Source organism: Agathobacter sp. LCP21S3_B2 (genome assembly GCF_052118705.1).
Taxonomy (GTDB): Bacteria; Bacillota; Clostridia; order Lachnospirales; family Lachnospiraceae; genus Roseburia.
This window is the reverse complement of record NZ_JBQKGQ010000002.1, coordinates 49689-61479: the sequence shown is the minus strand read 5'-3', so window position 1 is coordinate 61479 and position 11791 is coordinate 49689. Positions and strand designations below refer to the sequence as shown.

Sequence of the window (11791 nt, the reverse complement as noted above, 5' to 3'; positions counted from 1 at the left end):
ATGAGTAACAATGCAGAAAACAGATTTGAAAATAACGCAGTAGTATTAGCAGGAGAAGTTGCAGGAACACCGGTATACAGCCACGAGGTGTACGGAGAAGGATTTTATGTTTTTGACATGGACATTCCGAGAAAAAGCGGAAACATTGATACAGTGCCGGTTATGGTTTCAGAAAGAATGTGCAATATTGAAGACATTAAGGTGGGAAAATTGTATGAGGTTGTCGGTCAGTTCCGCTCTTATAACAGACATGAAGAGAAAAAGAACCGCCTGATACTCTCTGTGTTTGCCGTAGAATTGAATCCAGTAACTGAAGATGAATTTATTGGAGAAAACCATATTGATCTTATTGGATACGTTTGCAAAGAACCAGTTTATAGAAAGACTCCACTTGGCAGGGAAATTGCAGATTTGCTCATTGCTGTGAACAGAGCTTATGGAAAGTCAGATTACATTCCTTGTATTACATGGGGCAGAAATGCGAGATTTGCATCAACATTAGAGGTTGGACAGAGAGTGCAGCTGCAGGGAAGAATCCAGAGCCGTGAATATGTAAAGAAAATTAGTGAGGATAATTCGGAGCGACACACAGCTTATGAGTTATCAGCCAGTCGGATTGTACTGAGTATGTAATATGTAGTGCCGGAACAGCGAGGGCTATAAAGATTACACTGCTGGTATTGCAATATCGCATGCCAGCAGGAACGAACGAAAGGAGCGGAATATGGCAAAGAAAAGAAGCTGCCGCAGAACGGTAGATGAAGATAAAATCCACGAGAAGGCGGTTAAAATCCGCAAAATGACAGACGAGCAGTTGGTTCATTATGTGGAGGACAGAGTGGAAAAAGCGAGAAGTGAAGGATTTAATCAGGGAAAAGCACAAAGCAGACCAACACCAAAGATAGACATACAAAGCCTTGTAGATGAGATTGGGATGGTAAAAGGTATTGGAGCTGGAAAGCTGGCAGATATTAAGACCATTCTTTTGAAGAGATTGGCAGGAGAAGTAAATGGCTGATTCGAGAAGACAGATTACCGGAAGAAGGAGCAAAGCTGCCGGAGAAACATTTGAGAGATGGATTTCCAGTGCCTGTGAATTTTATAAAAAGCAAGGATGGGCTCATATCGAGAAAACTCCGGAACCATTTCATATTACTGGAAAAGAACGGAGTGGGGAAGTCAGAGGGTTTTATGAGAAAAAAGGTCAGCCGGATTACAAAGGGATTTTGTGTGACGGTACAGGGATAATGTTTGAAGCAAAACACACGGATTCAGACCGAATGCGGCAGGAGGTGGTTACTGACACACAGTGGGAAAGTTTAGATCTTTATGAGAAGTTCGGTGCTCACTGCTATGTCATGGTTTCCATGGGACTGCGGAATTTTTACAGAGTTCCTTGGGATGTATGGAAAAGGATGAAAGAACTGTATGGAAGAAAATACATGAAAGAGGAAGATCTGAAGCCATATCAGTTGCAAGAGAGACAATGCACAATATTGATTTTGGAAGGAGTCGAATTGAAAGATGAAAATTGAGAAGAACGAATTAAGCGGAAAGATTGGTCAGCTTAAAAGCATAGTGCCGTCTCGAACCACTATTGAGGCTTTGAAAGGGGTTTTGTGTGCGGACGGGTATTTAATCGCCTCTGATACAAACTTGACTGTTAAGGCAAAATTAGAGGGTATAGAGGAAGAGACAGAACCATTTATTATTCCTGCCAAGGCCTTTGATTTTATCAACAGTCTTCCGGATGGAGAGCTGGATATCAGCATCAAGAGTGGAAACATTGTCATAAAGACAGGAAAAATTAAGAACCAGTTCAAAACATTGGATGCAGCATTGTTTGCCTATACAAAGAGTATTGATACAGAAGCGGAGCCGGCAAAGATTTCTGCCTTGAAACTTAAAAAGGCGATTGACCATGTTCTCTATGCCGTTGCTACTAATGGAAACAATCAGCAAATGACTGGAATGTTCCTCGAATGCAAGGGCGGCAAACTGAATTTTGTAGGATTAGACGGACACCGGATTGCTTGGGACTGTATTGAATACGATGGAAATTTCCAAATTATTGTTCCGAGAACGGCTATGGAAAATGTGAAAAAACTGAATTTTGAAGGTGATATTTCAATTTACCATGATGAAAATGGTACGCTGTTCAAATCGGATGGATATGAGGTATACACCAGAATTATCCAGGGAGAATACTTCAAGTACGAGGCAATGTTCAAGAGCGGTGATATTTTCACAATTATAAATCGTAAGGTTCTTATGGATGCTATAAATCGTGCAAGACTTTGCGGATCGGCAGAAGACAAAGCTCCTGTGATAATGAATATGAGTGGTGACACAATCGGAATTACATACAGAAGTGTAATGGCAGATTTTCATGAGGATATACCAGTAATGGAACCCTTTGAAAAGGATTTGAAGATTGCTTTTGATCCTAGATTGATGATGGATAGCCTCAAGGCTTTTGAATGTGACACTGTGACAATGGAACTTACCTCAGCCAAATTTCCTGCTCTGATTAAGGCAGATGACAGCGACATGACAGCTTTGGTACTTCCGGTTAATTTTAAGGAGGCATAAATGGCAGGATTTACAGATGTAATGGTGATAGATGGGAAAGCAGTGATAAGAAAAATCCGCAATGGAAAGAGCCTACGGAAAGGCGGAGCAGTCAATCTGGAGCAGTGTGATATTAAAATCACATCAACTGTGCAGGGAGGTATCGTTACATTAGAGATACCGGAGAAGAATCTGCTGATCACATGCAGATTACAGGATGTGCTGGCGGTTATATCAGCCGCCAATAAGAAATATCTGGAACAGCAATCAGGCACCAAGTTACCTCATGGTCAGAAATAATGTATATCACGAAATAAAACAGGGCGGTCGTGGTGCACCGCCCGGAAAGGAGAGTAATGGATCCGGAGGAAATGTGTAGAAGCTGCATTCATGTGAATTACTGCATGGGTGCATACCGCAAAGACCATTGATGCGGCAATCACACCGGCCATGAAAGAAAATATGAAGTGTCCGAAATGTGGAAGAGATACAGAATGGTTAAGAGCTCTGTCGAGGGTGGACAACAAGACGATGATCTGTGATGAGTGTGGAACAAAGGAGGCTCTGGACGCAATGGGGCTGACGGAGGGAAGCTCCGTAAGGAAATCCATACTCGCATGTGTCGGCAGAGGTTCTACACCACAGGAAAGAACCGAGGCGAAGGTTCGCGCAACGGGAAACAGATGGGCTATGGAGAATTTTAGAGATACGCATAATTAGGAGGAAAATAGTATGGCAAATTTTGATGAAGATATTAAGAGAATCACAGATGAAATCCTATCGGATGGAACTGTTGATCAGATTATTAGAGAAAAGGTGACGGATGGAATAGAAAAAGCAATAGCTAGTTCATTTAATTATGGAAAGCTTGAAAAGGCGGTCAAAGAAAGAGTTGAGCAGGTTTTAGTTCCGTTTATTGAGAACTATGATATGTCTGCCTATATAGTAAAATTAGATACAGTTCTTACGGAAATAGTTAATAAATCTGTTCTTATGGATAATAAGCAAATGTTGGAAAATTTCCAGTATTTGATGAAAGAACCTCAGATAACAGAAATGAAATTAACGGATTTGTTTAAGGAATACAAAAAGTTTGTCGCAAGAAATATGGATACCGATGGCAGAGAAGTTGAATGGGATGAGTCGCCAGAGTATGAGGCAATGACTGCTTTCTTTGAATTTGAGGAGGATCGTGAGAGAAGCTGGAGTTCATTCAAATATGCCACTATTGATTTTACAGTGGATGAAGAGGAGCAGCAGGAGGAACTCAACAGAACAATACGTCTTTCTAAGTGGGATGGAGATAGAAAGGATGGATGGGAAATAAGAGTAGATACAAACCCGAATCTGAATTCCCTTAGAAATCTAGATGAGTTTGACTTATTACTCTTAAAGCTGCAGAGAGCAGATGTCAGAATTATTGCTGACGAGTTGAGTGATGAAGATTATGTTTATTCGGACACAAAGCCGGAGCCAACATATGAGTAACTATGAATGGACAACTGAAATTTGATGAATTTATGAATATAACAGAGGAAAAGTCACCGGAACATAAGCAAGAGAGAGTTCCGATGGAGGATCCATGTTACTACTGTTTATGCAGGTCGTGTATCAATAATGCAGAGAGCCTTACTGTTAATCCGGAAGAAGTACCATATGACTGGCACCCGTGCTTTTTCTGCGATATATGCAGTGTATTTGGTGGAGAGAACTCAGAAAATATGGAACGGGAAGAGTGCGAGAAGTATATGATAGATGATTATCATGCAAGGAAGAACAGAGAAAAACTAAGGATTGTGAGGTGAAGTAAAATGCGAAAACCGATTCCAAAATCAGTGCGAAAGCTGGTGTACGCAAAGTATGACGGACATTGTGCGTACTGTGGCTGCAAAATTCCGGAAAAGGGATTCAATGTCGATCACCTGTATTGTCTGAGAAACTATGAGTACACAGAGGATTTTACAGGTATCGATGTGCATGATATTAAAAACCTTATGCCAGCCTGTGGATCATGCAATCGTTATAAGTCAACTATGGATCTGGAAGACTTCCGGAAACAGCTCCAGAAGATACCGGACAGGCTAGCAAGGGATGTATGCACATATAATATTGCGGTCAGATATGGCATGGTACAGGAGAACAGAGAACCTATCAAATTCTATTTTGAGAAAATGGAGGAAACAGTGAATGAAGAGAGAAAAGCTTGAAACATATATAGGCAGACAGGTCAAGGTACTGCTGTTTGATGGAAGAGCCTACGAGGGCTGTCTGCAGAAAACCAATACAGACGCAGTCAAGCATAATCCGAACCTGTACTGGAAGCATAATTATTATGCATTGCTTGACAAGGGAGGGAACACTATGGGACCAATCTTCCGTTGCTCCCATGTTACGAGGGTTAAGGAGGTGGGCTGATGCAGGTACACAGGATGGAGGATTATAAGATAAGTCACCGGGTTTGTCGCTCAAATGGGACTGGCCAATATTTTGTCAATAGTAGAGGGAACAAAAAGGAAGTATTAGCATTTGCGGAAACATACGAAACGCATGCGGGAAATTTTAAGCCGGAAAGATGGGTTGAAATCATGAGAGAATGCGTAGCTGCATCCGGATCTGAGGCACTGTTACAGCGGATTATAGACCATGTAAAGGCAAGTTGCGTGTGGCTAAAGAAAGATGCTGAACGTGAAGAGTATGCTTTGGACATACTTGCCGGAAGAATTTACAGGCAAGGGCATGCGTGGAGCGACTTTTCGACAGAGGGTATCTCCGAAAACACAGCGTATGTCTTTGATTTCCAGGGAGAGAGTGCATGATATGCGAGAAATGCGGGCGAGCCTTAAAGGATGCCGAGAGCATCCTGAGAGGTTACGGACCGGTATGTTACAAGAAGATAATGCCACCTCAGCCAAAGAAAGCCAGAGCGACCAAGGTCAAAGAAGATAGAGGCTCTATGGATGATTGGGATTATGAGGTGCCGGGACAAATGGAACTGAGTGATTTTATAGAAATGCCGAAAGGAGGGAATGACGATGATTAAGTATTTTTGCGATCGGTGCGGAGCGGAAATGACAAAGGAGAAAAGGCATGGTTTCGTGTCCGTAAATACCAGAGATAAAGCAGAGGGAGATCTGTTGGAGGAGAATGAGTTTGAAAGCTGGCTTTTCTGCAAGAAGTGTACGGAGGATATCCGGAGATATGTGCGTACATTGCCGTTAAAACCGTCTCAAAACGATGAAAAGCGTGATCAAAATAAGGAAAAATGTGATCAAAACGAGGGAAAGCGTAGCGAACCTGCTAAAAGTGAAGCAAAAGGGCAGGAAACCGTATCTGAGGCTGCGCAAGATGAAAGCACAACCGGAAAGAAAAAGTATGATGTAGGCAAGATTATGGCTCTGAAAAAGGCAGGGTGGAAGGTTAAGGACATTGCAGATGAAATGAAAATGACACCACAGCAGGTTTCTAACCAGATTTATCTTTACAACAAGAAAATGCAGGAAAATGGAGCTGAGACAGAGGTACACATGAACCGGATCGAGCCAGCAAAGAGACCAAAACTTTAACAACGAATTGGAGGAATAATGCAAAATGTCAGAAATTAAATGTACAACGATAGAAAAAATTGGTATAATAAGACAAGGCACCAACGGGTGGAACAAAGAGCTCCGGTTGGTAAGCTGGAATGATGCTGATCCTAAGTATGATATCAGAGACTGGTCGCCTGATGATGAAAAAATGGGAAAAGGCATTACACTTACAGAGGAGGAAGCAAGAAACCTGTTAGGTCTTCTTGAAAAGCGTTTCGGATAAAGCGGTACCAGGAACCGGAATATTTTTAGGGAGGTCTGATCAATGGATGGAAATGAAAACGCACACTCTACCCTCATAGCATTAAGTCCCGAAGATTTACACGATCTTCTTGAAAAGGCGGCTGAGGTAGGAGCAAACGCAGGCATAGATAAGTATGTCGAAGAATTGAAGAAATCGCAGAAGAAACGGGGAGATAGAAGGCTCCATAACACGAAGCTTCTGCTCCGTAATTTCCGCATGTTACAGGAGAATGCGGAAAACTCCGTATTCGGAAGGACACAGATGGAGGAGTCAGCTGCAGATATCCTCGAAAGCATGATGAACATTTACAATGATGTCCTGGTGGTGGAGAGTATTAAGAACAGTGCCACAAGAACCGGCATTATCGTAAGCCACATCCGGACGATGTTGGAAATCTTTGAGGTATGCTGCGAGAAGTCTTCAAACGAGCTGGACAAACGGAGATATGATATCATATACGGATTATACATATCCGAGGACAAAATAAGCAGAAAAGAGCTTGCTGAGAAGTGGAATGTATCCAACGACACGACATACATTGACGAGAAAATTGCTCTCGAAAGACTGTCGGCTCTTATTTTTGGGGTGGATGGCTTGACATTACAATAAATCCCCCGTTTCAAAAAAGTTTCGGTTGACGTTCAAATATATAAGTGGTAAAGTGGAATCCGTAAAATTCTAAATCGTAAAGCATCGGGCAAAAACTCGGTGCTTTTTTGTTGCTTCTTCGACTATAAAAAACCGAAGGAGGTAACAAAAATGCAAGGGATAATCGTATTGATTGTCTACGCACTCTTGATGGTGGGTGCGACAAAAGCTTTTACGAAAAGAGAAGACGGAGGTGAGAGCTTCCATGTAGGACACAGAAATATGGGAATGGTAGTATCGGCAATGAGCATTGCAGCAACCTGGATATGGGCGCCGGCTTTATTCACGTCGGCAGAGAAAGCCTACTCGAATGGCATTGCAGGGCTGTTCTGGTTTTTAGTGCCGAATATTGTATGCCTGATCCTGTTCATTCCATTTGCAAGAAAAATCCGGCGGGATATGCCGGACGGAATCACGCTTTCCGGGTATATGCACAAGAAATACAAGTCCGAGCCGGTGAAGAGAGTATATCTCTTTCAGCTCACAGCACTTACAATCCTGTCAACTGCAGTTCAGCTGTTAGCAGGAGGAAAGATACTGAGTACAGCAACGGGCTTACCATTATGGGCTATGACTATCGTATTGGCAGTCATAGCTTTTTCTTATTCGCAGATTTCCGGAATCAAGGCTTCTGTCTTTACGGACGCAATTCAGATGGTGTTCCTGCTGTTGGCATGTGCAATCTTCGTTCCATGGGCATTGAAGCTTAATGGAGGAGCAGCTGCCATTCAGATTGCAGGAGCAAGCGGAGATTACGGATACCTGTTTTCAGAGAAAGGTTTGGAAGTATTTCTGGGATTTGGACTGCCTACGGCAATCGGACTGTTTGCCGGACCTTTTGGAGACCAGTGCTTCTGGCAGAGAGCTTTTTCAATCAGGAAAGACAGAATCGGACGTTCATTCGGTCTTGGAGCTGTGATGTTTGCGGTCGTTCCACTTTCAATGGGAATTCTCGGATTTATCGCAGCCGGCACAGGATTTATTCCGACAGACACAGGAATGGTAAACTTTGAATTGATCAAGGCGATATTCCCTGCATGGGTAATCATTCCATTCATGTTCATGCTGATTTCCGGACTACTTTCCACAGTGGATAGTAACCTATGTGCAATCGCATCACTGACAACGGATCTGAAAGCCACAGCGAGATTGAAGGATGCAGACCAGATAAAAGCATCTAAGGCATCCATGATTGTCTTACTTATCGTTGGAATACTGATTGCAAATATTCCGGGACTGACAGTAACGCACATGTTCTTGTTTTACTGCACGCTAAGAGCCACAACAATGTTGCCTACCATGCTTACACTGATGAATGTGAGGCTTACGGCAAGCGGAGTTGTCGCAGGAGTGCTTACAGCATTCCTTGTAGGGCTTCCTATTTTCGCCTACGGGACGATTTCCAACCTGTCAGCATATAAAACAGCTGGAAGCCTGATAACAGTCCTTTCGTCTGGAATGGTGGCACTGGTTATTTCTCGTGTCTTAAAAAGAGAGGCGGTGGAATAAATGGGACAACAGATACTTGGGAGAAAACAGAAAATTAGTAATGATGCATGGTTGGAGGCAATGAAGCAGATTGAAGATCTTGTCCCAAAATCAGAGCTTGATGAAAGAGTGGGACAGACAGTAAAAGATATCATGGCTACAACAAATGGAAAGAAAGCTGCAGTTGCATGGAGTGGTGGCAAAGATTCCTTAGTGCTCGCAGATGTCTGCAGACAAGCAGGAATAGAGGATAGCGTCCTCGTAGTGAGTAATTTAGAGTATTCAGCATTTACAGAATGGGTGGATAGGAATAAGCCTCCTAAACTGGAGATTATAAACACAGGGCAGGATATTGAATGGCTTGTGAAACACCCGCAGATGCTGTTCCCCCAGGATTCCAACACTGCGGCGCAATGGTTTCATATTGTTCAACACAGAGGACAGGCAAAGTATTATAAGGCTCATGAGCTTGATATGATCTTGCTTGGACGCAGAAGAGCTGATGGAAACTATGTCGGAAAAGGGAGCAATATATATACGGACGGAAAAGGTGTCACACGTTTTAGTCCTCTGGCTGATTGGAGCCATGAAGAAGTATTGGCATATATCCATTATTACAATTTGATAATGCCTCCAATTTATGATTGGAAAAACGGATATTTATGCGGCACCCATCCATGGGCGGCACGACAATGGACGGGATCCATCGAAAACGGATGGAAAGAGGTCTACGAGATTGAGCCGGATATAGTGAAAGAAGCTGCCAAGAAAATTCCAAGTGCAAAAGAATTTCTAAAGGGCTTGGAGTAACACACCATTTGCAGATGGTTTATACGTCACTCTCCTTCAAAATAATATTTTGGAGGAAAACATTATGAATAGCATTACTATGAAGCTTACCGATATGGTAAGACCTGAGAAAAATGTCCGCATCCATACAGAGCAACAGCTCAGAGAATTTGAGCGAAGCGTGAAGATGTTCGGGCAGATTAGACCGATTGTTGTTGATGAGAAGAATGTAATCCTCGCCGGCAACGGATTATATGAAACCCTGCTCCGTATGGGGTATGAGGAAGCATTGGTGTACCAGTACACTGATTTGACAGAGAACCAGAAGAAAAAACTTATGATTGCTGACAACAAGATATTCTCACTGGGTATCGAGAACCTTGACACACTCAATTCTTTCTTGGAAGATCTGCAGGGGGACCTTGATATTCCTGGTTTCGATTCAGAGATACTGAAACAGATGGTATCAGATGCCGAAGAAGTGACCGAGAAACTATCGGAATATGGCACTCTTGATGAATCAGAGATACAGGCGATTAGAGACAGGACAGAGAGAAGCCAGAAGCCCACAGAACCAAATATGCCGGATTCTGGTTCTAGTACCAATGAAAATCCACAGAATACAGCTATTACAACCACAAGTGATGCTGTCCATGAGGAGCAGGACGAAGAAACCGCCGAAGTAAAGAAATTCGTTATCTGTCCGAAGTGCGGTGAGAAGATATGGCTGTAAAGAGATGTGAGTCCAGCATCGATGTTGTAAAGGCTGCTGAAATACGGATCACAAACGTATTCAACAACGGACTGCCGGTATATATGTCCTTTTCCGGCGGGAAGGACAGCTTATGCATGGCACAGCTGATTTACAACCTTGTGCAGAGAGGAAAGATCAATCCAAGCCAACTTGTAGTGCAGTTCATAGACGAGGAAGCCATATTCCCATGCATTGAGGAGACTGTAAAGACTTGGAGAAAGAGATTTCTTCTCATGGGTGCCAGATTTGAATGGTATTGTCTGGAAGTAAAACATTACAACTGCTTCAACGAATTATCGAATGATGAAACCTTTATCTGCTGGGATCACACAAAAGAGAATGTGTGGGTAAGAAGACCGCCTGCATTTGCAATCAGGAATCATCCGCTCCTCAGACCGAGGATTGATGCGTACCAAGACTTCCTTCCGAGAACCTGTCAGAGTGGAATCACAATAACAGGAATACGGACAGCAGAATCGGTGCAGAGATTACAGAACATTGCATCCATGATAAAGGCAGGAAAGACAATGACGAATAAGCACCAGGTCTTTCCAATCTATGACTGGACAAACAATGACGTATGGCTTTACCTGCTGAATGAGCATGTTGACATTCCGGAGATTTACCTGTTCTTGTGGCAGGCAGGAACCCGAAAAGGTCAGCTGAGGGTATCACAGTTCTTTTCTGTGGATACTGCACGTAGCCTTGTGAAGATGAATGAGTATTACCCTGACCTTATGGAGAGGGTAACACGCAGAGAACCTAATGCATATCTCGCAGCGCTGTATTGGGACAGCGAGATGTTTGGCAGGAGCACAGCCGCACGAAAGAACAATGAAAGCGGGCAGGGGCAGAAAGACTATAAGGCAGAGCTTATAGAGATGTTCAATAACATGGACATTTATTTTACAACAAAGCATAAACGGTATGTGGCTTCCAGATACCGAAATTTCTTCATATCTGTTGCGGCAATAGCAACGGATAAGGATTACAAAGCTATTTACGAGGGGCTTATCTCTGGAGATCCTAAGCTCCGTTCTTACAGGGCACTCTATCAGAGAATATATGGCCGGTATATTACCGAGGCTAAAAGGGAGGAGGCGAAGAAGAATGGATAAGCTTATGGAACCATCCTCTACTCTCCAATGGGTAGACAGAGCATTGGTAAAGCCGAATGATTATAACCCGAACAAGGTATCGAAGCAGAACCTTGAATTGCTTACACAATCTATCTTTACCAATGGATGGACGCTTCCGATTGTTGTAAGACCAGATTATACGATTATTGACGGATTCCACAGATGGACTGTTGCAGGTCCGGAATGGAAGTATGTGCCACCTTCAGAAAAGGACAAGAGAACGCTGTTTGAACGTCTTGGAGGTAAGGTGCTGGTCGTTATCGTTGATCACAAGGACAAGGCAGGTAATATTTACGGCACCGTTACCCATAACAGGGCAAGAGGTACACACCTGCTCGAACCAATGAAGAAAATCGTCAAAGAGCTCATGGAAGAGGGCAAGTCGGTAGAAGAAATCGGCAAGCAGCTTGGCATGAGACCGGAGGAAATATTCCGTTTATCAGAGTTTTCTAAGGAGGACTTCTTGAAAATGATGGTACAGGAGAAGAAAAACTTTTCCAAAGCGGAATATATAACGAAGATATAATGATAAAACGAGAAATATTCGTAATTGCGGGGGAGTGTGAGTGCT

The 11791-nt window shown here is 43.0% G+C and carries 20 protein-coding genes; all 20 read left to right on the top strand.

Annotated elements, in window-relative coordinates; genetic code table 11:
• The 20 genes from ACTQ1L_RS01810 to ACTQ1L_RS01715 all read left to right on the top strand — a co-directional run bounded on the left by ACTQ1L_RS01810 (nt 1) and on the right by ACTQ1L_RS01715 (nt 11746).
• Entirely contained in the window at nt 1–633 is a 633-nt protein-coding gene (locus tag ACTQ1L_RS01810; protein WP_441365242.1) for a single-stranded DNA-binding protein, read from the top strand.
• A gap of 91 nt (nt 634–724) precedes the next feature.
• A complete protein-coding gene (locus tag ACTQ1L_RS01805; RefSeq protein WP_296035840.1) occupies nt 725–1018 on the top strand; it encodes a hypothetical protein in 294 nt (97 codons plus the stop codon).
• Entirely contained in the window at nt 1011–1535 is a 525-nt protein-coding gene (locus ACTQ1L_RS01800; protein ID WP_296035843.1) for a Holliday junction resolvase RecU, read from the top strand. The genes ACTQ1L_RS01805 and ACTQ1L_RS01800 overlap by 8 nt, the downstream gene beginning before the upstream one ends.
• Entirely contained in the window at nt 1525–2592 is a 1068-nt protein-coding gene (dnaN, locus tag ACTQ1L_RS01795) for a DNA polymerase III subunit beta (protein ID WP_441365241.1), read from the top strand. Before ACTQ1L_RS01800 ends, dnaN begins: the two co-directional genes overlap by 11 nt.
• On the top strand, nt 2593–2871 hold the full coding sequence (locus ACTQ1L_RS01790; protein ID WP_441365240.1) for a hypothetical protein: 279 nt from the start codon (nt 2593–2595) through the stop codon (nt 2869–2871).
• 108 nt (nt 2872–2979) lie between these two features.
• Nucleotides 2980–3291: a hypothetical protein gene (locus ACTQ1L_RS01785; RefSeq protein ID WP_441365239.1), complete on the top strand. Its 312-nt coding sequence runs from the start codon at nt 2980–2982 to the stop codon at nt 3289–3291.
• Between the two features lie 12 nt (nt 3292–3303).
• Complete coding sequence (locus tag ACTQ1L_RS01780) at nt 3304–4059, top strand: hypothetical protein (RefSeq protein ID WP_441365238.1); 756 nt, start codon at nt 3304–3306, stop codon at nt 4057–4059.
• A 2-nt stretch (nt 4060–4061) separates the two neighbouring features.
• Entirely contained in the window at nt 4062–4376 is a 315-nt protein-coding gene (locus ACTQ1L_RS01775; protein ID WP_441365237.1) for a hypothetical protein, read from the top strand.
• A gap of 6 nt (nt 4377–4382) precedes the next feature.
• Nucleotides 4383–4778: an HNH endonuclease gene (locus ACTQ1L_RS01770; RefSeq protein ID WP_441365236.1), complete on the top strand. Its 396-nt coding sequence runs from the start codon at nt 4383–4385 to the stop codon at nt 4776–4778.
• Nucleotides 4759–4986 (top strand): hypothetical protein, encoded by a 228-nt coding sequence (locus ACTQ1L_RS01765; protein WP_441365235.1) that lies wholly within the window; start codon nt 4759–4761, stop codon nt 4984–4986. Before ACTQ1L_RS01770 ends, ACTQ1L_RS01765 begins: the two co-directional genes overlap by 20 nt.
• Nucleotides 4986–5387 (top strand): hypothetical protein, encoded by a 402-nt coding sequence (locus tag ACTQ1L_RS01760; protein ID WP_441365234.1) that lies wholly within the window; start codon nt 4986–4988, stop codon nt 5385–5387. The genes ACTQ1L_RS01765 and ACTQ1L_RS01760 overlap by 1 nt, the downstream gene beginning before the upstream one ends.
• Nucleotides 5384–5611 carry a DUF6011 domain-containing protein gene (locus ACTQ1L_RS01755; RefSeq protein ID WP_441365233.1) on the top strand — a complete coding sequence of 76 codons (228 nt, stop codon included), beginning with the start codon at nt 5384–5386 and terminating at the stop codon, nt 5609–5611. The genes ACTQ1L_RS01760 and ACTQ1L_RS01755 overlap by 4 nt, the downstream gene beginning before the upstream one ends.
• Nucleotides 5604–6134, top strand: coding sequence for a hypothetical protein (locus tag ACTQ1L_RS01750; protein WP_441365232.1), 531 nt, complete (start codon nt 5604–5606; stop codon nt 6132–6134). Before ACTQ1L_RS01755 ends, ACTQ1L_RS01750 begins: the two co-directional genes overlap by 8 nt.
• A gap of 25 nt (nt 6135–6159) precedes the next feature.
• Nucleotides 6160–6381 (top strand): YdbC family protein, encoded by a 222-nt coding sequence (locus ACTQ1L_RS01745; RefSeq protein WP_441365231.1) that lies wholly within the window; start codon nt 6160–6162, stop codon nt 6379–6381.
• Between the two features lie 42 nt (nt 6382–6423).
• Nucleotides 6424–7011 (top strand): hypothetical protein, encoded by a 588-nt coding sequence (locus ACTQ1L_RS01740; protein WP_441365230.1) that lies wholly within the window; start codon nt 6424–6426, stop codon nt 7009–7011.
• 150 nt (nt 7012–7161) lie between these two features.
• On the top strand, nt 7162–8559 hold the full coding sequence (locus ACTQ1L_RS01735) for a sodium:solute symporter family transporter (protein WP_441365228.1): 1398 nt from the start codon (nt 7162–7164) through the stop codon (nt 8557–8559).
• Nucleotides 8560–9348 carry a phosphoadenosine phosphosulfate reductase domain-containing protein gene (locus ACTQ1L_RS01730; protein WP_441365227.1) on the top strand — a complete coding sequence of 263 codons (789 nt, stop codon included), beginning with the start codon at nt 8560–8562 and terminating at the stop codon, nt 9346–9348.
• A 64-nt stretch (nt 9349–9412) separates the two neighbouring features.
• Entirely contained in the window at nt 9413–10060 is a 648-nt protein-coding gene (locus ACTQ1L_RS01725; protein ID WP_055237785.1) for a ParB/Srx family N-terminal domain-containing protein, read from the top strand.
• A complete protein-coding gene (locus tag ACTQ1L_RS01720) occupies nt 10051–11199 on the top strand; it encodes a phosphoadenosine phosphosulfate reductase domain-containing protein (RefSeq protein ID WP_173885504.1) in 1149 nt (382 codons plus the stop codon). Before ACTQ1L_RS01725 ends, ACTQ1L_RS01720 begins: the two co-directional genes overlap by 10 nt.
• On the top strand, nt 11192–11746 hold the full coding sequence (locus ACTQ1L_RS01715) for a ParB N-terminal domain-containing protein (RefSeq protein ID WP_055237782.1): 555 nt from the start codon (nt 11192–11194) through the stop codon (nt 11744–11746). The genes ACTQ1L_RS01720 and ACTQ1L_RS01715 overlap by 8 nt, the downstream gene beginning before the upstream one ends.
• The last annotated feature ends 45 nt before the right edge of the window (nt 11747–11791 follow it).

Coding starts and splice junctions, on each gene's coding strand:
- ACTQ1L_RS01740 (WP_441365230.1), top strand. CDS start 6,424: ATGGATGGAAATGAAAACGCACACTCTACCCTCATAGCATTAAGTCCC.
- ACTQ1L_RS01775 (WP_441365237.1), top strand. CDS start 4,062: ATGAATGGACAACTGAAATTTGATGAATTTATGAATATAACAGAGGAA.
- ACTQ1L_RS01760 (WP_441365234.1), top strand. CDS start 4,986: ATGCAGGTACACAGGATGGAGGATTATAAGATAAGTCACCGGGTTTGT.
- ACTQ1L_RS01805 (WP_296035840.1), top strand. CDS start 725: ATGGCAAAGAAAAGAAGCTGCCGCAGAACGGTAGATGAAGATAAAATC.
- ACTQ1L_RS01790 (WP_441365240.1), top strand. CDS start 2,593: ATGGCAGGATTTACAGATGTAATGGTGATAGATGGGAAAGCAGTGATA.
- ACTQ1L_RS01755 (WP_441365233.1), top strand. CDS start 5,384: ATGATATGCGAGAAATGCGGGCGAGCCTTAAAGGATGCCGAGAGCATC.
- ACTQ1L_RS01745 (WP_441365231.1), top strand. CDS start 6,160: ATGTCAGAAATTAAATGTACAACGATAGAAAAAATTGGTATAATAAGA.
- ACTQ1L_RS01765 (WP_441365235.1), top strand. CDS start 4,759: ATGAAGAGAGAAAAGCTTGAAACATATATAGGCAGACAGGTCAAGGTA.
- ACTQ1L_RS01720 (WP_173885504.1), top strand. CDS start 10,051: ATGGCTGTAAAGAGATGTGAGTCCAGCATCGATGTTGTAAAGGCTGCT.
- ACTQ1L_RS01715 (WP_055237782.1), top strand. CDS start 11,192: ATGGATAAGCTTATGGAACCATCCTCTACTCTCCAATGGGTAGACAGA.
- ACTQ1L_RS01770 (WP_441365236.1), top strand. CDS start 4,383: ATGCGAAAACCGATTCCAAAATCAGTGCGAAAGCTGGTGTACGCAAAG.
- dnaN (WP_441365241.1), top strand. CDS start 1,525: ATGAAAATTGAGAAGAACGAATTAAGCGGAAAGATTGGTCAGCTTAAA.
- ACTQ1L_RS01800 (WP_296035843.1), top strand. CDS start 1,011: ATGGCTGATTCGAGAAGACAGATTACCGGAAGAAGGAGCAAAGCTGCC.
- ACTQ1L_RS01730 (WP_441365227.1), top strand. CDS start 8,560: ATGGGACAACAGATACTTGGGAGAAAACAGAAAATTAGTAATGATGCA.
- ACTQ1L_RS01810 (WP_441365242.1), top strand. CDS start 1: ATGAGTAACAATGCAGAAAACAGATTTGAAAATAACGCAGTAGTATTA.
- ACTQ1L_RS01780 (WP_441365238.1), top strand. CDS start 3,304: ATGGCAAATTTTGATGAAGATATTAAGAGAATCACAGATGAAATCCTA.
- ACTQ1L_RS01725 (WP_055237785.1), top strand. CDS start 9,413: ATGAATAGCATTACTATGAAGCTTACCGATATGGTAAGACCTGAGAAA.
- ACTQ1L_RS01735 (WP_441365228.1), top strand. CDS start 7,162: ATGCAAGGGATAATCGTATTGATTGTCTACGCACTCTTGATGGTGGGT.
- ACTQ1L_RS01750 (WP_441365232.1), top strand. CDS start 5,604: ATGATTAAGTATTTTTGCGATCGGTGCGGAGCGGAAATGACAAAGGAG.